The following is a 23,361-nucleotide window of genomic DNA, read 5'->3' as shown; positions in this document are numbered from 1 at the left end:
CGATGGAATGGAGTGCCACTATGTCAGAAGCTATCAAGGCATTGCTACGCTCGATGCTGGGAAGCTTGCGCGACTTAATGCCGATTGTTTTGGTTATCGCATTTTTTCAGCTTGTTGTCTTACAAGAGCCTCTACCAAATCTCGCCTCAATATCTCTTGGTTTAATATTGGTCGTAACTGGCTTGACCTTCTTTATCTTCGGCTTGGAGATGGGGTTGTTTCCTATTGGCGAAACCATGGCTCAAGCCTTTGCGCAAAAAGGCAGTGTTGCGTGGCTGCTATTGTTCTCATTTTGCTTGGGGTTTGGTACTACCATCGCAGAGCCTGCACTCACTGCCGTTGCTGCGGAAGCGGCTGAAGTTGCCGCAGAAGGTGGGATGATCATCAACCAAGAAGAGAGCCGAGAAGAGTACGCTGATGGTTTACGTTTGACGGTGGCACTTTCGGTGGGATTTGCGATTGTCTTAGGGGTGCTGCGAATCATTAAAGGTTGGCCAATTCAATATATGATTATTGGTGGCTATGTTGGTGTGGTCATCCTAACCGGCTTTGCACCTGAGAGCATTATCGGTGTCGCTTACGATTCTGGAGGGGTGACCACTTCAACCATTACCGTTCCTCTGGTGACGGCGCTTGGGGTTGGGTTGGCCTCTGCGATTAAGGGGCGAAACCCAATGATTGATGGCTTTGGATTGATCGCCTTTGCCTCTTTGCTACCGATGATGTTTGTTATGGTTTACGGCATGGTGGTGGCATGATTCTCGCGCAGTTTTTCGATACTTTTATTAACACGGTTGGGGATGTGATTCCCATCGTGACGATTATTTTTGGTTTTCAGTTTGCCGTCTTAAAGCGACCCGTCGCGAATTTACCTAAGGTCGTGCTCGGTTTTTTTTATGTGATCTTGGGGCTATCACTGTTTCTCTTGGGGCTTGAAATGGCGTTGTTTCCACTCGGTGAAACCATGGCAGAGCAACTGACAGCCCCTGACTTTATTGAACAGGTTCGTCTGACCACAGAACACGTGCTCAGTTGGGTAGATTATTACTGGGTTTACTTGTTCGCTTTTTGTATTGGCTTTAGTACCACCGTTGCGGAACCTTCTTTGATTGCTGTTGCGATAAAAGCCAATCAAGTTTCTGGTGGCAGTATTCGGGTTAATGGCTTGAGAGTCGCGGTTGCTCTCGGGGTCGCGTTTGGTATTTCACTTGGTAGCTACCGTATTGTGGTTGGCGATCCGATCCACTATTACATTATTGCTGGATACATTGTCGTCGTCATTCAGACCTTTTTTGCCCCCAAGTTGATCATCCCTTTAGCATACGATTCTGGGGGCGTGACAACATCAACAGTCACGGTTCCGTTAGTGGCGGCGCTCGGACTGGGGCTAGCTTCTACTGTCCCGGGGCGTAATCCCATGATAGATGGTTTTGGATTAATTGCTTTTGCGAGCTTATTTCCGATGATTTCGGTGATGGGGTATGCACAAATTACTCAATGGTTGAATAGTCGACCTCAACGTAAGGATAACGAAAATGCGCTTTAAGTTGTTATTAGCCTTTGTCGAAGATAGTAAAACGGAGCAAGTGCTTGATGCCGCTCGTGAGGCCGGAGCGACAGGAGCTACAGTGATTAATAACGCTCGTGGGGAAGGGCTGAATCAGAAACGGACCTTCTTTGGTTTAACGCTTGAGGTTCAAAAAGATGTACTGCTGTTTGTGGTTGAAGAGCATCTGGCACGGCAAATATTGGAGACCATCAGTCGTGTGGGTGGATTTGATCAGGAATCGGGGCAGGGCATCGCTATTCAAATAGATATAGAAGATGCTGTAGGTGTGGCGCATCAAGTTGAAAAACTAACAAAAGTTGTAGGGGATGAATTATGAATACACAGGCGGTAGTTCGAGTTCGAGATGTAATGGCAGCAACATATGTGATGGTCGACGGTTTGAGTACGGTACAAGAAGGTATTCGAATTGCGCGTGAGCATCAGGTGAAAGCCTTAGTGATCAACAAACGAAATCGTGATGATGAGTACGGCATTGTGTTGATGAATGATATTGCCAAGAAAGTGTTAGCCAAAAATCGTTCACCCGAGCGAACCAATGTGTATGAAATCATGACTAAACCGGCTTTGTGCGTAGATCCCAATATGAATGTAAAATATTGCGCACGCCTGTTTGAACGATTTGGTATTAGCCGAGCACCAGTGATTGAAAATGGGAATGTGATTGGCATGGTGAGCTACAACAATATCGTAATAAACGGTATGGCGCGAGATGACGTCTTGTAACCAATTGAGTAGAATGCCCTCATTAGATTGAGGAGTATCTATCGTGAAACTATTTTTTGCTTCTGATTTGCATGGCAGCTTACCTGCAACAGAACGTGTTATCGAAGAGTTTGAGCGCTCGGGCATTGATACCTTAGTGTTGTTGGGCGATGTGTTAAACCATGGCCCACGCAACCCGGTGCCTGAAGGGTACAACCCACCCGCTGTCGTTGAGTTACTGAATCAGTACGCGGAGCGGATTATTGCCGTACGCGGTAACTGCGACAGCGAAGTTGACCAAATGCTACTCGCATTCCCAATGATGAGTGATTATGCCTGGGTGATGCTACCAACAGGTCAGCGACTGTTTCTGACTCATGGGCATCTTTACAACAGTGAAAAACGTCCCGCACTGCGTGAAGGTGATGTGATTGTCCATGGACATACCCATATTCCACTCGCGGAAAAAAATGGTGCCCAGTTTATCTTTAACCCTGGCTCAGTGACCTTCCCTCGTAATGGTTTTGATGCAAGTTACGGTATCTATGCCGACAATTGCATTAAAGTGATGAGCTTTAGTGGCGATGTGATGCTAGAAAAGGCAATTGCTTAAGCGAGTTAAGGCACCTTGGGTGCCTTATTTTTTATCCACATGACCTAAGTCGCGTAGAGGGTCGATAATATCGCGAACGCGCTGTTTGAGTACTTTAGCTTCAGGAAAACCACCATCCTGTTTGCGTTCCCAAATTCTTGTGCCATTACACAGTATTTCAAATCGTCCACCAGTATCTGGGTAGAGGGAGACGCTTTCAATCTCTTCACTGAAGGTATGCAGAAGCTCTTGGCTTAACCACGTCGACCGGAGCATCCAATTGCATTGTCGACAGTAATAGATTTCAATTTTCGCTTTTTCCATTTAAACCTCTAAAACAGTAACTTTAAGCCGACGAGCAGCGTCAGTATTTCAAAATATCGTTTGATTCTTTGGTTGCTCAACCGTGTCGAAAGGTAGGCTCCAATAGCCCCACCAATAAAAGATGCAAGCAACAGAACCGGCAGCCATGGCCAATAGATGGATGCACCTGCTTGGACGATAGCAACCCCGCCGATACCATTCCAAAAGAGACCAACGCAAATCATCGTTAGTGCAACGGCCTGTTTGTAGCTATATCCAAACCAGCGAACCAAAAAAAGTGTCACCAGTAATCCAGAACCTGCGGTGAGCGAACCATTGATGATGCCGATAAGCAACAAGCCGATTCCGCCAGTGAACCAACCTAACCAGGTGCGATTTCGTGGGGTGGCTTGTTGCCCCAGTTGCTTTTTAAAGTAGGAATAAACGCCAAGCGCTAAAATCATGCCACCGAGTAAGCGTTCGGCGATGTCTCCAGCGATCAAAACGATCAGGTTTGCCCCAACAATAACGCCAATAGAGCCGACCAAGGTGATGTAAGCCACCTCTTGATAGGTGACACTTTTTTGTTTGATATGAGTTGCGGCGGCGCCGAGGCCAAGGGCGACACTTGCTACTTTATGTGTCGCCAGTGCGACTGAAAATGGCAAGCCAAAAAATAGCAACAAAGGGAACTGCAACAGACCAGCGCCTCCTCCGGAAAGGGAAGCGAGCGTATTAGCTATCAGCGATCCGAGAAAGAGACCGAGAGAGTGAATCCATTCCATGGTAATGTGGTTTCCATAAAAAAGAGGAGCATCATGCTCCCCTTTAAATTGTTAAGTTAGGCTTAGCACTAATTAGAGAAAAGTACCGTAGAACCGTGACTTAAGCTAGTCAGAAGTAGTGTTTTCTCATTAACAATGTCGATACGACGGCTCTGTTGGGCATCCATCTTGAACAGTTGCTTAATCAATTGCAGCTGAGCATCAGAGAAGTCTTGGCTATTTGCAGAAGAGACATCTTTGAATTCTGTTGGTGAAATCAGTAAATAGTTATCGCTGATTTCCCAGTGTCCTGTCTCGGAAATATTGATCACACTGTCGCTGTGTTCACTGTTGGCAAACAAACTGACTGTTGCAACACGAATATAAGTGCCGTTAGGTAAGTATTTTACATTCGATAGAACGTCAACCTTGCGCAGTGGACCAACCGATTCTTCGCGAATGCCATCACTGATCACCGTCACCATTTTCGACTGCCACTCTTTAGCCGTGACAGCTTTCTCAAGCTTGATATCGCTGCCCCAATAAAGCCAACCGCTAAACAGAGCGGAGATAGCCAATAGTAGTATCGCTATTTTCTGGTTCATAGACCGCCTCCTATTGGCAAATATGGTTGATGTTTTCTTGGTCAGCAAAAATACGCACGGTGATATTCTCGCCAGAGTAGTTCAACTGATGGATATAGTTGAGAACCAATTGGCTGTTCTGCCCACCAGTGGCAATCACTTCGACCGGGGCGCTTTCTCCCACGTGGTTGTTTTTATAACGGACCACGCACTGCTCAATCGCAGGCAGCCACTGAGTCAGGTCTGGGTGGTTGATTGGTGTTTTTACCGTGACATCCGAGAAGGTCGCTAGTTGGCGAAAATGTGACTCCGTCGGTTTGTCGATAGAGAGTGCAAGTAGCGGCAAAATGAGTGCAAAGGCTAAGGCGAGTTTAGCCAGCAAGCTTAGCGGCTGTTTCGTTTTGGCAGCTGGTGGCGTTTCTGTGCGGCTAGGTTCAACCACCTCAATTTCCCGCTCAACCTCTGGAATTAAGTGGACTTCAGGTTCTTGTGGTGTCTTATCTTCCACGGTCTCAGAAGGCGAAGACAAGTTAACTGAATCATCTCCACTGGTAATTGGAGTAGTTCGTTCAACACTACAAATCAACTGATAGCCGCGCTTTGGCACGGTTTTGACGAACTCTGGGGACTTAGTTGAGTCATTGAGTTGTTTTCTTAGAGTAGAGATAGCTTGAGTCAAGCTGGAATCATCCACCTCGAATCCCTGTTCGCGCCAAACGAAGTCATACAGTTGGTTGCGGCTCACCACCTGATTGGGGTTTTCCGACAAGAAAAGTAGGATACGGCTTTCATTACTGCCCATCCGAATCATTTCATTGCCATTGAGCGAGTCGACCAATGAATTGGTATTGGGATCAAAAATGAATTTATTAGCAAGATTAAACTTGGTACCTATGTTACTCATGCAATTGGCCTTCGATTTAATAGGTCACAGGCATCGCTAGCGCGATGATTTAGAGTATTTTACATTTTTAAGCAAAAATGTAACAACACCGTTGATGTGTTTTGCTGGGCAGGATAGACAATCTAAAAGCAAAAAAACACTGTTTTTATAATTATTGACCTTGAATTTACATTTCCCACCCTCATCTACAGTATCAGTCATCATGTAGACCTCGAATGATATCCGCATAGAGGTTTGATAAATATAGATGTTATGGAGTAAACATGAGCGAAACTGCCACTCAAAATAAAGAAACTCGCGGCTTTCAGTCCGAAGTAAAACAGCTGCTTCACTTAATGATCCACTCATTGTACTCAAACAAAGAGATATTTTTACGTGAGCTGATTTCAAACGCATCGGATGCGTCAGATAAATTGCGTTTTCAAGCCTTGTCCAACCCTGAACTTTATCAAGGTGATGCAGAGCTAGGCGTGAAACTCGCTTTTGATGAAGCGGCCAACACGCTGACCATTTCTGACAATGGTATTGGTATGAGCCGTGACGATGTGATTGAACATCTTGGCACGATTGCTAAGTCAGGAACTGCAGATTTCTTCTCGAAGCTATCTGAAGATCAAAGCAAAGACTCACAGCTAATCGGCCAGTTTGGTGTCGGTTTCTATTCAGCATTTATTGTGGCAGACGCGGTAACAGTTCGTACTCGCGCAGCAGGTCTAAACCCAGAGCAAGCAGTGCAATGGCACTCTGCGGGTGAAGGTGAATACACTATTGAAGACATTCGCAAAGAGTCTCGTGGTACCGATATCGTGCTGCATATGCGCGAAGAAGGTAAGGAGTTTCTTAACGAGTGGCGTTTACGTGATGTGATTAGCAAGTACTCTGATCACATTGGCATCCCTGTGTCGATTCAAACGGCTGAGCGTGATGAAGAAGGCAAAGAGACTGGCGAGAAAAAGTGGGAGCAAATCAATAAGGCGCAAGCACTTTGGACTCGCAACAAGTCAGAGATCAGTGAAGAAGAGTATCAAGAGTTCTATAAACACGTTTCACATGATTTTGCAGATCCGCTGGTATGGAGCCATAACCGCGTAGAAGGTAAAAACGATTACACAAGCCTGTTATACATCCCAGCTAAAGCGCCGTGGGATATGTTTAATCGCGAACATAAGTCTGGCCTAAAACTGTACGTACAACGCGTTTTCATTATGGATGACGCCGAGCAGTTCATGCCGTCATACTTACGTTTTGTGCGTGGCTTGATTGATTCAAATGATTTGCCTTTGAACGTATCGCGTGAAATTCTCCAAGACAACAAAGTTACTCAATCATTACGCAACGCATGTACTAAGCGTGTGCTGACTATGCTTGAACGCATGGCGAACAATGATGAGGAGAAGTACCAATCATTCTGGAAAGAGTTTGGTTTGGTGATGAAAGAAGGTCCAGCGGAAGACCATTCGAACAAAGAAAAAGTCGCAGGTTTGCTGCGTTTCGCTTCAACAGAGGTGGACTCTGTTGATCAAACTGTCAGCCTTGCATCATACGTAGAGCGTATGAAAGAAGGTCAAGATAAGATCTACTACCTAACCGCAGACAGCTACGCCGCGGCGAAAAATAGCCCACACTTGGAGCAGTTCAAGGCTAAAGGTATTGAAGTTGTTCTGATGTACGATCGTATTGATGAGTGGTTGATGAATTACCTGACTGAGTTTGATGGTAAACAGTTCCAGTCGATCACCAAAGCGGGTCTTGATCTGAGCAAGTTCGAAGATGAAGCTGAGAAAGAGAAGCAAAAAGAGACGGAAGAAGAGTTCAAGTCTGTCGTTGAGCGCACCAAAGAATATTTGGGTGACCGCGTAAAAGAAGTTCGTACAACGTTTAAGTTGGCAACGACTCCTGCCGTAGTTGTGACCGATGATTTTGAAATGGGTACGCAAATGGCGAAACTGCTGGAAGCGGCGGGTCAAGCTGTGCCAGAAGTGAAGTACATTCTTGAAATCAACCCAGAGCATGAGCTAGTACAACGCATGGCGGATGAAGCGGATGAGCAAGAGTTTGGCCGCTGGGTAGAAGTTTTGCTTGGACAGGCGATGCTAGCTGAACGCGGCTCTCTGCAAGATCCTTCGCAGTTCTTAGGGGCGATCAATACCCTTTTGACTAAGGGCTAATAAGCAAAATGAAGTGAAAAGCTCGCATTATGCGGGCTTTTTATTTGAACGTGAGATAAACGTTCAGGTTTGGAAATATTGTGCTTATGGTGGCATATGTCATTTGCGCAAATCGCATTCTTTAGTCTTATTTGGGTCGTAGAAATGACAAATTATGCTAGAATCTGCGACTTGAATATGAAAGTTAGCGCGAATCCGGTTTCTCGCTTAACCCAAATCTGATGGTGATATACCGAAACTTACCGTTTACAGTGTTTTAAAACACAATTGTGAGCTTCGGTATAAATTTCTAATTAAAGAGGATAAATCATGCGCATCATTCTTCTAGGTGCTCCAGGTGCAGGTAAAGGCACGCAAGCAAATTTCATCATGGAAAAATACGGTATTCCACAAATCTCTACTGGTGACATGCTTCGTGCAGCTATCAAAGCAGGTACAGAACTAGGCAAACAAGCTAAAGCTGTAATCGACGCTGGTCAGCTAGTATCGGATGAAATCATCCTTGGTCTTATCAAAGAGCGTATCGCTCAAGATGACTGCGAAAAAGGTTTCCTACTGGATGGTTTCCCACGCACAATTCCTCAGGCTGATGGCCTAAAAGAGATGGGTGTGGACGTAGATTACGTTATTGAGTTTGATGTTGCCGACAGCGTAATCGTTGAGCGCATGGCGGGTCGTCGTGCTCACCTTCCTTCAGGTCGTACTTACCACGTGGTATACAACCCACCTAAAGTAGAAGGTAAAGATGATGTAACAGGTGAAGACCTTGTTGTTCGTGATGACGACAAAGAAGAAACCGTTCGTGCACGTCTAGGTGTTTACCATGAGCAAACAGCACCACTGATCTCTTACTACGGTAAAGAAGCGGAAGCGGGTAACACTAAGTACTTGAAATTTGATGGTACTAAGCAAGTTGCTGAAGTAAGTGCTGACATTGAGAAAGCGCTGGCTTAATTCTCTCACTGAGAAAATATTGCTATAGTAGAAGCGGCCTTAGAGCCGCTTTTTCTTTTTCTGATCAAGTAAAAAAGTCATGCCAATACTGAACTAGAACTCTCGGTATTGCGTAAACAACATCTTGGCCAACTAAATTGATGGGATGCAATGAACAATAATAAAAAACAGGGTGTATTGCTGGTTAACCTTGGTACGCCTGATGAGCCGACTGCGCCGGCAGTAAAACGATTTTTAAGTCAGTTTCTTCATGATAAGCGTGTCGTGGACACTTCGCGCTGGTTATGGTGCCCGATACTCCATGGGATTATTTTGCCTATTCGCTCGCCTAAAGTGGCGAAGCTCTATCAATCTGTCTGGATGGATGAAGGCTCTCCATTGATGGTTTACTCACAGCGGCAGGCGGCAAAACTGGCTGATAAGCTTGATATACCCGTTGCACTTGGTATGTCTTACGGTAATCCAAGTATTTTGTCTGCACTGCAAAGTTTGATGGAACAAGGTGTGCAGGAAGTCGTTGTACTACCGCTTTATCCGCAGTATTCATCGACGACCACCGCGGCTGTGTCGGATGCATTAACACTCGCATTTAAACAAATGGCCGAGATCCCAGCTTACCGATTTATTCGTGATTATCACGATCATCCTCTTTATATCAAAGCGTTAGCTGAAAGCGTGCGCCGTTCTTGGCAAGAGAAAGGGCAGGCCGACTACCTTATTTGCTCGTATCACGGCATTCCGAAGCGCTACGCGGACAATGGTGATATCTACCCTCTGCACTGTCAACGTACGACCCAATTATTGCAGCAAGAGCTTGGCTTAAGAGATGACCAGATCGGTATGACTTATCAATCACGATTTGGCCGCGAAGAGTGGTTGCAACCATACACTGATAAAACGATTGAAGCTTTACCAAGTAAAGGTATTAAATCCTTAGATATTATGACCCCGGCATTTGCTGCAGATTGTTTGGAAACCTTAGAAGAGATCTCAGAAGAAGTGCAGCATCTTTTCAAGCAAAATGGCGGTGAGCAATTTACATTTATCCCCTGCTTAAACGATGACGATCTCCATATCGAGATGATGGTTGACCTACTCAAGCAGAATTAACCTACTCAACCAGCATTTGCCCACCTAAGGCCACAAATTCTCGTGGCCTTTTTTGACGCTGCAACAAACAAGCGCACTCCAATGATTGTCTCTATACCATTGAGTCGATAATGAAAATTCAAAATTGGCTTTGACGTCACTCGCAGAAAAATAACGGTGAGCTAAATTTTGCTAAATAATGTCGTCGGTGGCTGTCGTGCAACCGATGCTTATTTGAAGTACTCCGCAAAAGATCGCTGAGAAGAATTTAGAAAAACCACGTATCTTATTGTTTATAAATAATTTATTTTTCCGTCTCAGTTGTGAGGTGAACTGCTGCACATAAACCTTGGAATTATTTTTCTCTGGAAATTAATTCAGTAACCATGAAAAACAAGTCAGGACGGCAAACCGTTGAACCAAGGTGGTAAAGGAATACCTGGTCCGGGTCTTTATGTTTTTCTTTAAGGTGAATTTCCATGAAAAAAATTATTTCTCTAAGCACAATTGCAATGATGTGCTCATTTTCCGCATTTGCTGGCTCTTCTTATGTGACAGGTAATCTACAGTTCCACTCTGAGAATGAAAACCCAAATGCAACATCGACGCTAGAAGCGGGCCATACGTTCTCAACCGGTACCACGCTACTGACTGAGTTTGACGGTATTTCAATCGGTAAATACGAAAATGATAAAATTCAACGAGCGACGCCGTACATCACACTAGGTGTTGAGCAAAGCTACGCGGTGAATGACAACTTCTGGGTGGCTGCGGGTTATCATCATCTATTAAAGGATGGTAAAACCGTGCAGCATCGCCCGTTGGTGAAGATCGGTTATAACTTTGACAATGGCTTTGCTATTAGTAACCGTACCCGTTACCACGACATCAAAAATAGCGATAAATCACAATGGCGTTTTGATAACCGCTTAGCCTACACCGTGGCAGATATGCCTCTGGCTTTGTCATACAACAACGTATTTGTGGTGAACAAGGACAAAGATAAGAGTGCGAGAACAGACAACACGATGGATCACGAGTTCAGAGCAACATGGACGCGCGAAGGAGTGCAACCTTACTTTGAACTGCGTAGCCAAGGCCATGGTGCCAAAGATAATCAAGGCCGCAGTATCAAAGAGAATACTGCATTTGTGTTCGGTGCCTCTTACAGCTTCTAATCTGCCTTCGTAAATTGAAGCCCAGAGTTGCTCTGGGCTTTTTTGTCAGCGGTTAACATCGGTGAAAGGCTTGTTACGCTAGTTCGCTTGAGCAAACTTGTTACTGAAAAACAGCATTTGATACTGGATTGCATTATCCCAGTAGACCCAAGTATGTCCGCCCGGGCGTTCACTGTAATCGTGGTCGAGTTCGAGTTGCTGTAATTTGACGTGTAACTCTCGGTTGGAATCAATGAAAAAGTCATCAATACCGCAGTCGATGGTGATATTAATATCCTTAAAAATAAGTTTATGAGCGGTATTTTTGATCGCACGATTATCCCAATTGGTTGGATATTTATCGTAGTCACCAAAGACTTCTTCTAAGCCCCAAGTGTAGCGGAAATCCTTTGGTTCAAATCCGCCGCTGATACTGCCAATATTGCCAAAGGTATCAAGATTATTAAGTGCGATATTAAATGCGCCAAAGCCCCCCATGCTTAATCCAGTAATTGCACGTTGGGTTTTCTCTGCTTTAGTGCGGAAGTGCTTGTCGATGTATTCCACCACCTCTTGCCCAATATAGGTTTGGTAGTTAGAGCGCTTTTTCACTGGGCTATCGATATACCACTTGTCATAGTTGCCTTCTGGAAGGACGATGATTAGGTTGTGTATGTCGGCTTGTTTGGCGATTTTGGTTTTTTCATGCCAAACCTTATAGTCGCCACTCCAACCGTGTAATACATACACAACAGGATAACGTTGATCTTGACTGTAACCATCAGGAAGAATGACGGTTGCTTTATGGTTTTCTGGCGTATTGTCGCTGTCGATCTCCACGGTTTCGATTTGAAATGCATTGACGGCGCTGCTGGCTAAAATGGTCGAAATTAATACGGCAAGTTTTTTCATAATGACCTCTCTTTTTTGTTGAGGTCATTACATCAAGAGCTTGTTCAACAAACTTGTCGTTTTTAATCAAGCTTTTCCTATATTTTGCCAGTAAAATTGAACTGTGAGCGGTTTATCATAATCGTTGCGTGTCGTTAATGCTCTACACCTCAATACATATTAAGGATTGATATGTCAGCTGTTTTTGAGATGCTAAATATCCACTCATCTCGTTCTCTTGTTTGCCGGAGTTATCAAGGGAATGCGTTTTTTTGTCCGTTCCACCTTCATCCCGAGTTGGAGATTGTCTTTATTGAGAAGGGGGAGATTGAATCGTTTGTTGGTAATCAACAACAGCGTCTACAAACGGGGGAAATCCAGCTTATTGGCGCAAATGTGCCGCACTCTTTTAAGTTAGATTACCAAACTCACATAACTTTGTTGTCTAAGTACATCCATTTTGAATCAAGCTGTTTGACTGCGTTGAAGCAAATTGCAGAGTTCGAGTTGCTGGATGACTTGTTACATCAGTTTAGTCGAGGGGCGGTATATCAATTGGATGAGGCGATGAAAACCCGCTATCTAGCGGTATTCCACATGCGAGGTATTGAACGACTGTTATCCATTCTTACGTGGTTTGTGGACTTACTAAAACTGCCACCGATTCGCTATGCCAGTGATAACTACTTATTGTGTGATAAGTCCAATCGAATTATGGACTTTATTATGAGCAATGCGACGGAAGATCTTTGCTTGGCACAAGTGGCGAGTCGTCTCAATATGTCGACCTCAACACTCAGTCGTAGTTTAAAAAGAAGTCTTGGAATGAGTTATGTAGAGTTCGTCAACCATACCCGAATTAACATTGCTTGCGAGTTACTTCGAGAGGGGAAAAGCAGTATTACTGATGTGGCACTTAATTCGGGATTTAAGTCTTCCAGTCAGTTTAATAAAGTGTTCAAGCAGATGTTGAAAATTTGCCCACGTAAGTATCGAGATAGCTATCAAGAACTCTGTCCTCAAGAGCAAAGCAAAGATGCCGATTTACTTTGGGATGTCGGTGAGCCGTGTTAGTTAAAAATGCCCAGCGTTTGCTGGGCATTAAGAACATTACTGATTGCCTTGATAATGGCGGTATTCGAACACTTGACCGCGCTCATTGTAGGCGTAAACCGAGTAAGCGTCTTTTTCGTCACCATACTCCATCCCAGGAGAACCCATTGGCATGCCCGGTACGGCTAGACCTTTGGCATTTCGAGGAGGGTTGGCTAGGAATGCTTTAATATCCTCGGCAGGAATATGACCTTCAAACACGTAGCCGCCAATTTCGGCGGTATGGCAAGAAGCTAACTTGGCCGCGACGCCCAATTGTTGTTTAACCGAGTTCATGTCGTCGTGCAGTTTTTCTTCGACAGTAAAGCCGGCATCTTGCATATGTTTGGTCCACTCAGTGCAACAGCCACAGTAAGGAGATTTGTGGTTGATAACATCCGCTGCCCACGCTGTGCTTGCGCTTCCCATAAGTAGAGCAAGTGTAATAGTTTTAAGAGTCATAGTTACCTCTAAGAACGATGCGTCGTTTCAAATAATCGTAGTCGGTTTGCATTGCTCACCACAGTGATGGAAGACAGCGCCATTGCTGCTCCTGCCACGACTGGGCTGAGTAAAAAGCCAAAAGCTGGGTACAAAACACCGGCAGCAATTGGAATGCCCAGAGAGTTATAGATAAACGCTCCAAACAGATTCTGCTTCATGTTCTTCACTGTTGCGGTCGAAAGCTCAATCGCTTTTACGACAGCCAGAGGCGAAGAGTTTAGTAAGGTCATTTGTGCACTTTCGATAGCGACATCACTGCCACTGCCCATCGCAATACCGATATCGGCAAGCGCAAGTGCTGGTGCATCATTGACGCCATCACCAATCATTGCCACGGTTAACCCCTGCTGCTTGAGTTGCTGTATATGGTTGGCTTTTTCATCCGGCAACACTTGGGCGATAACATCTTGAATACCAAGTTGTGTCGCAATGGAGTTGGCGACAGTTTGATTGTCACCGGTCAACATAATCGGTCTGATCCCCATTTTTTTAAGGGCAGAAATTGCGGCGGCGGCATCATATTTGATTGGATCTGCAATAGCAATCACACCTTGAGCGATGTTACTTTTGGTCACAATTACGGTCGTCCAAGCGTTCTCTTGGCACTCTTGTAGTGCGCTGGAGAAAGCATCTAAATCAATACCGACGCTTTGAGCATGAGGTAATGAAATAACCGCCACCTTCTCTTGGTTCAATTCTGCTTTTACTCCCTGTCCACGCATGTTTTCAAAGTTGCTTACTTGGTAGAGCGGGGCTGAGTTTAGTTTGGCATGCTCGACGATGGCTTTTGCTAATGGGTGCTCTGATTGTTGCTCTAAACTAGCTGCGAGTGACAGTAAGTCTTGTGTGTCCTCTTGCGCTGAAAATAGTTTTTCGACGCTTGGGGCGCCTTGCGTCAAGGTGCCGGTTTTGTCGAAAACGACACAGTCAAGTTTACTGGCAGACTGCAACACGTCCGCATCACGGATCAATATCCCCATTTCTGCCGCTTTGCCGACCCCAACGGTAACAGATAGCGGTGTTGCTAAGCCGAGCGCACATGGGCAAGCAATGATCAATACGGTTGTTGCCACGACCAGCATATAGCTTGCTTTAGGATCAGGGCCTACTACATACCAAACCAGAGCGGCAATAATCGCAATGGCTACCACAACAGGGACAAATACGGCAGAAATTCGGTCGGCCAGTTTGGCGATCGCGGGCTTACTGCTTTGTGCTTGTCGTACTAAGCTGATGATCCGTGCCAGCATGGTGTCATGCCCTACGCTGGTGGCAGTGATCACTAAGCTACCGTCTTGATTCAAAGTACCTGCGGAGACGTTACTATCCACTTGCTTATCAACTGGCATTGGCTCACCGGTGAGCATAGATTCATCAATATAGGAGTGTCCTGCGACAACCACCCCATCGACGGGAACCTTTTCTCCGGGTTTAATCCGCAATTTCATCTCTTTTTCAATCAGCTCTACGGCAATTTCCCGATCACCATTTTCAGTCACTAAGGTGGCTGATTTAGGCTGCAAATCGATCAGCGCTTGCAGGGAGCGAGTGGTATTGGCTTTGGCTTTTGCTTCTATATAGTGACCGAGTGAAATAAGGCCAATGATCATTGCACTTGCCTCAAAATAGATATGACGTGATGCCTCAGGAAACCATTGAGGAACAATGACAATCAGCATTGAGAATAACCATGCAGCACCAGTGCCGAGCGCAACTAAAGTATCCATCGTGGCTCGGCCGTGTTTTAGAGCCAGCCATGCGTTGCTAAAAAAGCTGCGACCTGCGGTAGCGAGCAATGCCAAGCAAATTAATCCAATCGCGCCCCAAATTAGCTGATCGTTGAGGTTACGAATCATCATATTGCCACCCAAGATGCCCCAAGCCATAAGGGGGCCGCCTACAGCTAACCCATACCATGCACTTCGTTTATGGTGAGCTTGGATTTGCTGTTGCTGCTCTAACTGTTTTTGCTGTTGAGTTGCGGGGTCTGCGATGATTTGTGCTTGATAGCCTGCGCTTGCCACGGCATCGAGCAAGTCTTGCTCAACAAGGACTTGGCTGGCACCAATCACCAATGCACTTTGTTCTGCTAGGTTTACTTGTGCTTTGTCGACACCTTCAACCGCAAGTAGTGTTTTTTCCACAGATGCCACGCAACTCGCACATGTCATACCGCCAATCAACAGGTTGATGCTGACGGTTTCATCTGATGACGCGATATTGAACGAGTCGGTTCTTAATTGAGTGTCAGTTTCGGGCTGTTTCACGACATCGGGTTGATGGCTTTGAGCCTCGAGAGAGGCTTGGTAGCCCACTTCTGCCACGAGGTCGATGACTGCTTGATCGGACAGGAGCGTATAGAGTGAGAGTTCAGTCTTACTGACGTTCACTTCGCTGATGGCATCATTAGTTGCGAGGTGCTCGGTGAGCTTATTGACGCACTTACCACAGTTTAGTCCTGAGAGGGCAAACTGTTTATAAACACCAGCATGATAGCCAAGTGAGGTAACCTGCTTAGCTATATCGGCAAAAGAGGCATTGGTCGTTAACGAGATCGAGGTCGGCGAGAGCTGGCCAATGGTTACAACCAAGTTGTCATTGAGCTGTTTTTCCACTTTGCGCGCACAGCCCATACAGTTTAAACCCTGTAGTGGTATTTCAAATGTGTTCATCGCTAATCCTCGAACGGTTACTAAAACAGAGGATAAACCTTACCTCAAGGGTAAGGTCAAGCGATAAACATTCAGGGGGAGAATCCTAATCGCTAAGCTTGGCAGCGTTTAGCGTAAAAAACAGCTTGATACCCTAGCACCTCGCCTCACTTGCGTATAAAATAACGCCCAATTTTGGCACTGAATTTACTAGTGCGGTCATTTAGACAATCAAGGTATTTTACATGACGGTTAAAACTCGTTTTGCTCCTAGCCCAACAGGCTACCTTCACGTGGGTGGTGCGCGTACAGCACTTTATTCTTGGCTATACGCTAAACATAACAACGGTGAATTTGTACTGCGTATCGAAGATACGGATCTTGAGCGTAACTCTCAGGAAGCGGTTGATGCGATCATGGAAGGTATGGAATGGCTAGGCCTTGAGTGGAATGAAGGTCCTTACTTCCAAACTAAACGTTTTGACCGTTACAACGAAATGGTTGATAAGCTGCTAGCAGAAGATAAAGCATACAAATGTTATGCGTCTAAAGAGCTGCTTGATGAAGTTCGTGCTGAACAAGAAGCGAACAAAGAGATGGCGCGCTACGATGCAAACCATCCAAAAATCAAAGCGGCAAACGATGCAGCAAAAGATGGCGATCCATGTGTGATCCGTTTCCGTAACCCGAAAGAAGGTAGCGTTGTATTTGATGACCAAATCCGTGGTCGTATCGAAATCAGCAACACCCAAATGGATGATCTAATCATCCGCCGTACTGACGGCTCACCAACTTACAACTTCTGCGTAGTGGTTGATGACTGGGATATGGGCATTACTCACGTGATCCGTGGTGAAGACCACATCAACAATACGCCTCGTCAAATTAATATTTATGAAGCTCTTGGTGCTCCAGTACCAACATTTGCTCACTGTGCAATGATCCTTGGTGATGATGGTGCGAAACTGTCGAAGCGTCACGGTGCCGTATCGGTAATGCAATACCGCGATATGGGTTACTTACCAGAAGCACTGAACAACTACCTAGTGCGTCTAGGCTGGTCTCATGGTGACCAAGAGATCTTCTCTCGTGAAGAGATGATCGAGTTCTTCAGCTTAAATGCGATTTCTAAATCAGCATCAGCATTTAACACAGACAAACTGCTTTGGTTGAACAACCACTACATCAAGACTTCAGCGCCTGAGTATGTGGCTGAGCACCTACAATGGCACCTAGATCAACAAGGCATCAATAAAGACAACGGTCCGGCAATTACTGACGTTATTAAGTTGGTCGGTGAGCGTTGTAACACATTGGTTGAACTTGCAGAGCAGGTGCGTTACTTCTACGAAGATTTCTCTGAGTTTGAAGCTGGCGCAGCGAAGAAACACCTACGTGGTGTTGCGAAAGAGCCATTAGAAGCGGCGCTTGCAAAAGTAGAAGCGATGACTGAATGGACTACTGAAAACCTACACCAAATGATTGCTGACGTATGTGCAGAACTTGAAATTGGTATGGGCAAAATCGGCATGCCACTTCGTGTTGCAGTAACTGGTGGTGGCCAATCTCCATCAGTTGATGCGGTAATGCAGCTTGTGGGTAAAGATCGCTGTGTTGCTCGTATTAAGATGGCACTTGATTTTATTGCTGAGCGTGAAGCAAACGCATAAAGTTTGTCAAAACACCTAGGTTATTGATCAATAAAGACCGCAGCCGTTGTGCTGCGGTTTTTTTTGCGCTGCGTATTTTTTGGCAATATTGCAGTTCTTGTTCTACGTTTATTCGTGTCACCTAACAAGAAATATGGAAGAAATCACTTGCAATAACAGTAAGGTAAGACAACTTTCCATTTTTGAGACAGATTAATTTCTCAAATTCAGACATAATATGCGTGTGATCACGTTAACGTTTTTACATTTGTCAGCGCAAGTCACAGGCTAATACGCCAGGTGCTTGTGTTGAGGTGGCAAAGTGAGGCCAGCGATGGTTTCTAAAATTACAAGAACAGTGGATAAAGGAATTTAAAATGAAAAAACTAGCAGTGGCAATTTCAGCATCGCTTGCGATGGCTGCAGGTGTGGCGAATGCGAATCCATATCTAGGTTTAAAAGCGGGTTACACTTGGTTAGACGACGAATGTGTTAGTGGCATTTCGTGCGATGACAACTCAGGTTCTGTCGGCGTTTTTGGTGGCTACGAGTTTAATGACTTTCTTGCGCTAGAGGCAGGGTATGACTACCTAGGTAAGTTTACCGGTGCTGGTCTACCTGATGACAGTGTTGGTGCTTTCACATTAGCGCCTAAACTATCATTTGGTATTACCGATGCGATTGACGTGTACGGTAAGTTTGGTGGTGCTTACGTTAATTACGGCGACAAAAATGACGAGTCTTTCTTAGGAGCTGTAGGTCTTGAGTTTGCTGGTTCAGAAAACTCATCTGTTCGCCTAGAATATCAAGCGCTAACCGACATCAATAACGATATTGTTCGTGCATTTGCTAACACAGCGACACTGGGTTTTGTTTACCGCTTTGGCGCGAGTGAAGAGCCAGAGCAAGTAGTCGAAGAAGAAGTGATGGTTGAAGAAGTCGTTGAGACTGTGGTAATGACCAAAACGTTTGAAGCGACCCTTTTGGATACCGAAACATTCGCACTAAACAGTAGCAAGCTTAAACCAGAAAGCGCAGCTAAGTTGGATGAACTTGTGCAGCTATTGAATGACTACCCGCAAGCTCAAGTTGAAATCGTGGGTCATACAGATTCTTCAGGTGCGGCAGAGTACAATCAACAACTGTCTGAGAAACGAGCTCAATCAGTCGCGGCTGTTCTGACTGAAAGTGGTGTTGACGCAAGCCGAATCACAGTGAGTGGTGAAGGCGAAGCTAACCCAATTGCGAGCAACGAGACACGTGAAGGTCGTGCACAAAACCGTCGCGTAGATATCACTGTTCCTGAGTTTGAATATCAAGTTGAACAGTAAAAATTAGTCACAAAGCCTTGGTGGACTGGTTGTTCACCAAGGCTTTGCTGTTTTTACTGCCATACAATTTCGCTTGTTATCTACTTAAGATCAATACTACTTAATCGACCCATAAACTCGAGAATTTCAAGATTATCCTTGTTGGCTTCAAGTAGCGCTTTCTTGGTTTTAGTGTACGCGCCCAAGCGACCATGTTTGTTGACCGAGCAAACGACACTTTTGTAAATCAACTTGCCGTTTTCATCATAATTGCGCCAAGCGGCAATATAGCACTCGTCTTTTGCATCAGGGTTGTCTTTAGTTGGGCGAGGTTTGTAGATGATTTTTGGCTCAACAGAGTGGGGGAGCCGCGTCATTAAGTACGGATCTTTAAGTAATCTGCGCCAGAATTTCCCCCACATTTCACTGCCCAACTCATTTCTGAGCTTAATGGCTTTTTGCAGTCCTTTCTTCTCACCCAGTTTAATAAAACCGACCGAACGATGAAGCACCGTATCTTCGGGGGTATGAATATGGATTTTGTAGGCAGTCTTCGCTTTGGAAATAAACCGGTGTCCGGTATTGGTTGTTAAATTGCTCTTTGGCATAATTTTTTAGTGATATATTTGTTATTAGTTAAAGAGTAAGCAATTGTTACTAAATTTTAAAGTGAGATTACTCAATAAACATAGCTTATCGGCAGTTTGTTGCCCAAGAATATGCATCACTCACACTTTTTATCTTGATAATAAACTCGATTAATCGATAAAGAAGGTAGAGGTTACTCGAAATCTTCCCCGATATCTGCCCCAAAATCTGCAACATTAACAATCGTTAATCACTCCACAATCCGCCCTTAATTCAACGCTATTTAGAATTTACATTGCGACACGAAAGCGATGCTAAGTGTCTTGAAGGAATAATTAGCAATGAGGATTTAAGGTGAACATACTCGGATATATGCAAAAAATCGGTAAGGCTTTGATGGTGCCAATTGCCGTGCTGCCAGCGGGTGGCTTAATGCTAGGATTAGGTTATGCGATTGACCCCGCGGGTTGGGGGGCGAATAGCGCCTTGGCGACCATTCTTGTTTTTGGTGGTAAGGGTATCATGGATAATCAGGCGTGGTTATTTGCTGTTGGCGTGGCTTATGGACTAGCAAAAGATAACAATGGTGCCGCGGCACTCTCTGGTTTGCTTGGATTATTGATTATCGAAATGATTGTTGGCAACGTGGCGGTCATATCACAAATCACGGGAGTACCCGTTGATCAGATGAGCCAAGCTCAGGTGATTGCATCTGGTGCCGCCGTGAGTGCTTTTACGGGGATATTGATTGGTATTGTTGCCGCTACTCTCTACAACCGTTTTCACAACATCCAATTACCCGCGGTGTTGGGTTTCTTTGGTGGTCGTCGTTTCGTTCCTATCGTCACCTCTTTTGCCGCAATCTTAATTAGTTTGGCGATGGTTTATATCTGGCCTGTGGTTTATGGGGCGTTGGTAAACTTTGGTATCGCGATTTCTGAATTGGGTGCAACGGGGGCTGGGCTGTATGGCTTCTTTAACCGATTACTGATCCCAATTGGTTTGCACCATGCGCTGAACCAAGTATTCATCTTTGATTTAGTTGGCATTAGTGACATTTCTAAGTTCTGGTCAGGGACTGGTGAGTTAGGTGTCACCGGAATCTATCAAGGTGGTTTCTTTCCTGTTATGGGTTATGGATTACCAGCAGCGTGCCTAGCGATGTATCATTGCGCCAAGCCTGAGAACAAGAAGAAAGTGGGCGGCATTTTAGGGGCATCGGCGTTTACCGCTATTTTAACGGGAGTGACTGAGCCGATTGAGTTTGCCTTTATGTTTGTCGCTCCTGCGCTGTATGTGGTTCACGCAGTATTGACGGCGCTTTCAATGTATCTAGCGGCGAGCATGCAGTGGATTGCGGGTTTTACCTTCAGTGGCGGTCTTATCGATTTCGTACTGTCGTTTAATCTACCACTAGCGGTCAAGCCATATATGCTGATTCTGCAAGGGCTTTGCTTTGCGGCGCTCTACTATGCCGTATTCCGTTTTGCCATCATTAAGTTTGACCTTAAAACCCCAGGGCGTGAAAGTGAGTTGGCTGAAGATGTGAGACAAACAAGTGTTGGTGAAAGGGCAGCACAGTTTCTAAAAGCACTGGGTGGTCATAGTAATTTGACCAGTATCGATTCATGCATCACTCGTTTGCGTCTCTCGTTAAAAGATGTCTCTCGTGCAGATGAAGCCACACTGAAAGCTTTAGGAGCAATGGGGGTGGTGAGAATCGGAGAGAACAACTTACAAGTGATTGTGGGAACGGAGGCAGAACAAATTGCCTCGGAAATGAAGCAAATACCAACCCATCAAGATTTGAGTGAGATTCCCCTGCCAAGTCATTGATCGGTCACAATAGCAAAAAGCCGGCATTGTCCGGCTTCTTGTGTCTTATGGTTGTTTGAGGGCTAGTTGAAGTAGAACCGAGCTCTTAGGCCAGGATGATTATCTTTGAGCAAGAGTTGAGCGCCGTGGCGATGGGCAATGGCATCGACAAGAGATAGCCCCAAACCATTTCCTTGTTCGGTGCGGCTTTTGTCCGCTCGATACATAGGCTGACAGACATGCAGTTTGTCTTGATCGGCAATACCAATCCCGTTGTCGGCGATAACAACCCCAAGTTTATCTATCACAATTTCAATGGTTCCTTTTTCTGGGGTGTATTTCACTGCGTTTTCGATCAGATTAAAAATGGCGCGAAACAGCAAAGAGGGATCGCCTGATACCAGACAAGGCTGATCATCGCGAATAATCAATTGTTGCTGCTTTTGTTCGGCAAGCGGGGTGACAAACTCCAAGGCATCATGGGCAATCTTGCTTAAGTTCACCGTTTGGAAAGTGATGTTGGTCTGGCCGCTATTTAGTTTGGCGATCTCGAGCATGCTATTAAACAGTGACAGCAGTAATTCAAGCTCTTCGTGGCAGGCGGAAACTTGCTGGCTTTGCTCGGCATTCAGAGAACGCTCGTCATCAAGGATTCCTTCCAATCGAAGTTTCAGTCTTGCCATTGGCGTGCGCATGTCATGGGCTAATCCAGTGGTTAGAGATTTCAACGTGGTTTCATTTTTTGCCATTTGCTCAATCATATAGTTGAGGTGAATGGACAAAATATCAAACTCATCATCTTGTCGAGAAACTGGCAGTTTGACGGCTCGCTCACCACACAATACCCGGTTCATTGCTTGATTGACGGTCTCTAAACGACGCAGAATCAATACGGTGAAGAAGAATGTCGCAACCAGCAGTGTGGCACTTGGTAACATGACTCCGGTTAAGACAATAGGAATCAATGCCTCTTTATAGGCGGCGAGTACTTGCCTATCAACATCAATTTCCAGCTGATGGGAGTCACTAATACGAAACTTCGTCGAGAGGTTGGTAAGGTGGCTAATCGGGTAGTAGTGGGTACTTTGGGGCGGTTCGATATACTCAACAATGCGATAACTAAAGGGGGTATTGGTGGCTTGCTTTGTCTTAAGTAGCTTTTCAACTTCACTAGAACTCTGCTTTGCTGCAAAGGCGAATTCTCGAACTTCATCATTGAGTTGTGCTGTTAAACGTTGCTGGTGGAAGTTATCCGAGTCAATGTACAACTGGCGGATGATAATGATATTAAGCACGGTCACCAGTACTGAGAGCGCCACTAACGTTTTGAAAATAGAGGAACGAGTTAGAGCGCTGTTATCGGCGAAGGACATAGCCTGCACCTCGCACGGTATGAAGTAATGCTTCGCACCCTGCCTCCTCTAGCTTTCGGCGCAGATTAGCCACGTGCACATCAATAACATTGGTTTTTGGATCGAAATGATAGCTCCAAATGGCTTCAAATAGGCGCATGCGGGAGATCACTTGCTCAGCATGTTCAATAAAGTATTGAATGAGTTGAAACTCTTTTGGCTGCAGTGAAAGCTCTTTGCCATGGCACAAGATACGGTGTGCGCGTAAATCAACGGTTAAACAGTCATAACAGAGTTGGCTCTCTGGCTTTGATTGGCGATGGTTACGGCGAATGATTATCTCAACTCGAGCCAGCAGCTCTGCCAGTGCAAAAGGTTTGATTAAGTAATCGTCGCTACCAGCTTGCAAGCCATCGACTCTATCTTCAACACTATCGAGAGCACTTAATATCAATACAGGGGTGTGAGTGTCGGTTGCTTTGATGGCAGAAAGGACTTTCATGCCATCTAAGTAAGGTAGCATACGGTCAAGGATCACTAATTGATAGTCGCAACTAAGCGCCATCATTAAACCACTTTTCCCATCTTCAGCTTGGTCGACGCTATAGCCATGCTCTTTTAGACCTTTGGCGACGAACTCTCTAGTCGTTTGGTCATCTTCGATAATGAGTATTTTCACGCATAATTCTCCTGTTGAGAGGCTATCTTAACTTGTTGATATA

23 protein-coding genes are annotated in these 23,361 nt (G+C 45.2%); 13 read left to right on the top strand and 10 right to left on the bottom strand.

Annotated elements, in window-relative coordinates; translation table 11 throughout:
- Positions 1-20: 20 nt before the first annotated feature.
- The 5 genes from GZK95_RS11180 to yfcE are packed head-to-tail and all read left to right on the top strand — an operon-like array spanning position 21 to position 2,885.
- Positions 21-758 (top strand): DUF1538 domain-containing protein, encoded by a 738-nt coding sequence (locus GZK95_RS11180; RefSeq protein ID WP_075716072.1) that lies wholly within the window; start codon positions 21-23, stop codon positions 756-758.
- Positions 755-1,546, top strand: coding sequence for a DUF1538 domain-containing protein (locus GZK95_RS11175; RefSeq protein WP_075716071.1), 792 nt, complete (start codon positions 755-757; stop codon positions 1,544-1,546). Before GZK95_RS11180 ends, GZK95_RS11175 begins: the two co-directional genes overlap by 4 nt.
- On the top strand, positions 1,536-1,886 hold the full coding sequence (locus GZK95_RS11170; protein WP_075706654.1) for a P-II family nitrogen regulator: 351 nt from the start codon (positions 1,536-1,538) through the stop codon (positions 1,884-1,886). Before GZK95_RS11175 ends, GZK95_RS11170 begins: the two co-directional genes overlap by 11 nt.
- On the top strand, positions 1,883-2,293 hold the full coding sequence (locus tag GZK95_RS11165) for a CBS domain-containing protein (RefSeq protein WP_075716070.1): 411 nt from the start codon (positions 1,883-1,885) through the stop codon (positions 2,291-2,293). Before GZK95_RS11170 ends, GZK95_RS11165 begins: the two co-directional genes overlap by 4 nt.
- A 43-nt stretch (positions 2,294-2,336) precedes the next feature.
- Positions 2,337-2,885, top strand: a complete 549-nt coding sequence (gene yfcE / locus GZK95_RS11160; protein WP_075716069.1) for a phosphodiesterase — start codon at positions 2,337-2,339, stop codon at positions 2,883-2,885.
- A 24-nt stretch (positions 2,886-2,909) separates the two neighbouring features.
- Here yfcE and GZK95_RS11155 read toward each other — a convergent pair whose 3' ends face one another.
- The 4 genes from GZK95_RS11155 to GZK95_RS11140 all read right to left on the bottom strand — a co-directional run bounded on the left by GZK95_RS11155 (position 2,910) and on the right by GZK95_RS11140 (position 5,419).
- Positions 2,910-3,188 (bottom strand): SelT/SelW/SelH family protein, encoded by a 279-nt coding sequence (locus GZK95_RS11155; RefSeq protein ID WP_075706651.1) that lies wholly within the window; start codon positions 3,186-3,188, stop codon positions 2,910-2,912.
- A gap of 8 nt (positions 3,189-3,196) precedes the next feature.
- Positions 3,197-3,952 carry a sulfite exporter TauE/SafE family protein gene (locus GZK95_RS11150; RefSeq protein ID WP_075716068.1) on the bottom strand — a complete coding sequence of 252 codons (756 nt, stop codon included), beginning with the start codon at positions 3,950-3,952 and terminating at the stop codon, positions 3,197-3,199.
- 68 nt (positions 3,953-4,020) lie between these two features.
- The gene (locus GZK95_RS11145; protein ID WP_075706649.1) at positions 4,021-4,536 is read right to left on the bottom strand and encodes a regulatory protein ToxS; all 516 of its coding nucleotides are present in this window, start codon (positions 4,534-4,536) and stop codon (positions 4,021-4,023) included.
- Positions 4,537-4,546: 10 nt separating this feature from the next.
- On the bottom strand, positions 4,547-5,419 hold the full coding sequence (locus tag GZK95_RS11140) for a winged helix-turn-helix domain-containing protein (protein ID WP_075716067.1): 873 nt from the start codon (positions 5,417-5,419) through the stop codon (positions 4,547-4,549).
- A gap of 263 nt (positions 5,420-5,682) precedes the next feature.
- Between GZK95_RS11140 and htpG the strand changes: the two genes are divergently transcribed.
- From htpG to GZK95_RS11120, 4 genes are all read left to right on the top strand, one after another.
- Positions 5,683-7,587: a molecular chaperone HtpG gene (gene htpG, locus GZK95_RS11135; RefSeq protein ID WP_075716066.1), complete on the top strand. Its 1,905-nt coding sequence runs from the start codon at positions 5,683-5,685 to the stop codon at positions 7,585-7,587.
- Positions 7,588-7,896: 309 nt separating this feature from the next.
- Complete coding sequence (gene adk, locus GZK95_RS11130; protein WP_075706646.1) at positions 7,897-8,541, top strand: adenylate kinase; 645 nt, start codon at positions 7,897-7,899, stop codon at positions 8,539-8,541.
- A gap of 150 nt (positions 8,542-8,691) precedes the next feature.
- Positions 8,692-9,651, top strand: a complete 960-nt coding sequence (gene hemH / locus GZK95_RS11125; protein WP_075716065.1) for a ferrochelatase — start codon at positions 8,692-8,694, stop codon at positions 9,649-9,651.
- A 458-nt stretch (positions 9,652-10,109) separates the two neighbouring features.
- On the top strand, positions 10,110-10,808 hold the full coding sequence (locus GZK95_RS11120; RefSeq protein WP_075716064.1) for an oligogalacturonate-specific porin KdgM family protein: 699 nt from the start codon (positions 10,110-10,112) through the stop codon (positions 10,806-10,808).
- Positions 10,809-10,886: 78 nt separating this feature from the next.
- Here the strand turns inward: GZK95_RS11120 and GZK95_RS11115 are convergent, their stop codons facing one another.
- Positions 10,887-11,699, bottom strand: coding sequence for an alpha/beta hydrolase (locus GZK95_RS11115; protein WP_075716063.1), 813 nt, complete (start codon positions 11,697-11,699; stop codon positions 10,887-10,889).
- Positions 11,700-11,870: 171 nt separating this feature from the next.
- On the opposite strand from GZK95_RS11115, the gene GZK95_RS11110 reads away from it, so the two are divergent.
- Positions 11,871-12,752 (top strand): helix-turn-helix transcriptional regulator, encoded by an 882-nt coding sequence (locus tag GZK95_RS11110; protein WP_075716062.1) that lies wholly within the window; start codon positions 11,871-11,873, stop codon positions 12,750-12,752.
- A 36-nt stretch (positions 12,753-12,788) separates the two neighbouring features.
- On the opposite strand, the gene GZK95_RS11105 is transcribed toward GZK95_RS11110, so the two are convergent.
- Together GZK95_RS11105 and GZK95_RS11100 are read right to left on the bottom strand one after the other, a co-directional pair.
- The gene (locus GZK95_RS11105; RefSeq protein WP_075716061.1) at positions 12,789-13,232 is read right to left on the bottom strand and encodes a DUF411 domain-containing protein; all 444 of its coding nucleotides are present in this window, start codon (positions 13,230-13,232) and stop codon (positions 12,789-12,791) included.
- An 8-nt stretch (positions 13,233-13,240) separates the two neighbouring features.
- Entirely contained in the window at positions 13,241-15,946 is a 2,706-nt protein-coding gene (locus tag GZK95_RS11100; RefSeq protein WP_075716060.1) for a heavy metal translocating P-type ATPase, read from the bottom strand.
- A 224-nt stretch (positions 15,947-16,170) separates the two neighbouring features.
- On the opposite strand from GZK95_RS11100, the gene gltX reads away from it, so the two are divergent.
- Positions 16,171-17,595 carry a glutamate--tRNA ligase gene (gene gltX, locus GZK95_RS11095; protein WP_075706639.1) on the top strand — a complete coding sequence of 475 codons (1,425 nt, stop codon included), beginning with the start codon at positions 16,171-16,173 and terminating at the stop codon, positions 17,593-17,595.
- A gap of 356 nt (positions 17,596-17,951) precedes the next feature.
- Complete coding sequence (locus tag GZK95_RS11090; protein ID WP_075716059.1) at positions 17,952-18,905, top strand: OmpA family protein; 954 nt, start codon at positions 17,952-17,954, stop codon at positions 18,903-18,905.
- An 80-nt stretch (positions 18,906-18,985) separates the two neighbouring features.
- Here GZK95_RS11090 and GZK95_RS11085 read toward each other — a convergent pair whose 3' ends face one another.
- A complete protein-coding gene (locus GZK95_RS11085; protein WP_075706637.1) occupies positions 18,986-19,492 on the bottom strand; it encodes a Fe3+-citrate ABC transporter substrate-binding protein in 507 nt (168 codons plus the stop codon).
- A 334-nt stretch (positions 19,493-19,826) separates the two neighbouring features.
- Between GZK95_RS11085 and nagE the strand changes: the two genes are divergently transcribed.
- Positions 19,827-21,308 (top strand): N-acetylglucosamine-specific PTS transporter subunit IIBC, encoded by a 1,482-nt coding sequence (gene nagE / locus GZK95_RS11080; RefSeq protein ID WP_075712999.1) that lies wholly within the window; start codon positions 19,827-19,829, stop codon positions 21,306-21,308.
- Between the two features lie 62 nt (positions 21,309-21,370).
- Here nagE and GZK95_RS11075 read toward each other — a convergent pair whose 3' ends face one another.
- Together GZK95_RS11075 and GZK95_RS11070 are read right to left on the bottom strand one after the other, a co-directional pair.
- The gene (locus GZK95_RS11075) at positions 21,371-22,660 is read right to left on the bottom strand and encodes a sensor histidine kinase (RefSeq protein ID WP_075712997.1); all 1,290 of its coding nucleotides are present in this window, start codon (positions 22,658-22,660) and stop codon (positions 21,371-21,373) included.
- Positions 22,644-23,318 carry a response regulator transcription factor gene (locus tag GZK95_RS11070; RefSeq protein WP_075706634.1) on the bottom strand — a complete coding sequence of 225 codons (675 nt, stop codon included), beginning with the start codon at positions 23,316-23,318 and terminating at the stop codon, positions 22,644-22,646. The genes GZK95_RS11075 and GZK95_RS11070 overlap by 17 nt, the downstream gene beginning before the upstream one ends.
- Positions 23,319-23,361 lie beyond the last annotated feature (43 nt).

The sequence above is a fragment of the Vibrio panuliri genome (genome assembly GCF_009938205.1).
Classification (GTDB): Bacteria; Pseudomonadota; Gammaproteobacteria; order Enterobacterales; family Vibrionaceae; genus Vibrio; species Vibrio panuliri.
The sequence above is the reverse complement of the archived record's forward strand: the minus strand, read 5'-3'. Positions and strand labels throughout refer to the sequence as shown.

Bases quoted from the DNA above. Each gene is read 5' to 3' on its own strand.
- GZK95_RS11180 (WP_075716072.1), top strand. From the start codon at position 21: ATGTCAGAAGCTATCAAGGCATTGCTACGCTCGATGCTGGGAAGCTTG.
- GZK95_RS11175 (WP_075716071.1), top strand. From the start codon at position 755: ATGATTCTCGCGCAGTTTTTCGATACTTTTATTAACACGGTTGGGGAT.
- GZK95_RS11170 (WP_075706654.1), top strand. From the start codon at position 1,536: ATGCGCTTTAAGTTGTTATTAGCCTTTGTCGAAGATAGTAAAACGGAG.
- GZK95_RS11165 (WP_075716070.1), top strand. From the start codon at position 1,883: ATGAATACACAGGCGGTAGTTCGAGTTCGAGATGTAATGGCAGCAACA.
- GZK95_RS11155 (WP_075706651.1), bottom strand. From the start codon at position 3,188: ATGGAAAAAGCGAAAATTGAAATCTATTACTGTCGACAATGCAATTGG.
- GZK95_RS11150 (WP_075716068.1), bottom strand. From the start codon at position 3,952: ATGGAATGGATTCACTCTCTCGGTCTCTTTCTCGGATCGCTGATAGCT.
- GZK95_RS11145 (WP_075706649.1), bottom strand. From the start codon at position 4,536: ATGAACCAGAAAATAGCGATACTACTATTGGCTATCTCCGCTCTGTTT.
- GZK95_RS11140 (WP_075716067.1), bottom strand. From the start codon at position 5,419: ATGAGTAACATAGGTACCAAGTTTAATCTTGCTAATAAATTCATTTTT.
- htpG (WP_075716066.1), top strand. From the start codon at position 5,683: ATGAGCGAAACTGCCACTCAAAATAAAGAAACTCGCGGCTTTCAGTCC.
- adk (WP_075706646.1), top strand. From the start codon at position 7,897: ATGCGCATCATTCTTCTAGGTGCTCCAGGTGCAGGTAAAGGCACGCAA.
- hemH (WP_075716065.1), top strand. From the start codon at position 8,692: ATGAACAATAATAAAAAACAGGGTGTATTGCTGGTTAACCTTGGTACG.
- GZK95_RS11120 (WP_075716064.1), top strand. From the start codon at position 10,110: ATGAAAAAAATTATTTCTCTAAGCACAATTGCAATGATGTGCTCATTT.
- GZK95_RS11115 (WP_075716063.1), bottom strand. From the start codon at position 11,699: ATGAAAAAACTTGCCGTATTAATTTCGACCATTTTAGCCAGCAGCGCC.
- GZK95_RS11110 (WP_075716062.1), top strand. From the start codon at position 11,871: ATGTCAGCTGTTTTTGAGATGCTAAATATCCACTCATCTCGTTCTCTT.
- GZK95_RS11105 (WP_075716061.1), bottom strand. From the start codon at position 13,232: ATGACTCTTAAAACTATTACACTTGCTCTACTTATGGGAAGCGCAAGC.
- GZK95_RS11100 (WP_075716060.1), bottom strand. From the start codon at position 15,946: ATGAACACATTTGAAATACCACTACAGGGTTTAAACTGTATGGGCTGT.
- gltX (WP_075706639.1), top strand. From the start codon at position 16,171: ATGACGGTTAAAACTCGTTTTGCTCCTAGCCCAACAGGCTACCTTCAC.
- GZK95_RS11090 (WP_075716059.1), top strand. From the start codon at position 17,952: ATGAAAAAACTAGCAGTGGCAATTTCAGCATCGCTTGCGATGGCTGCA.
- GZK95_RS11085 (WP_075706637.1), bottom strand. From the start codon at position 19,492: ATGCCAAAGAGCAATTTAACAACCAATACCGGACACCGGTTTATTTCC.
- GZK95_RS11075 (WP_075712997.1), bottom strand. From the start codon at position 22,660: ATGTCCTTCGCCGATAACAGCGCTCTAACTCGTTCCTCTATTTTCAAA.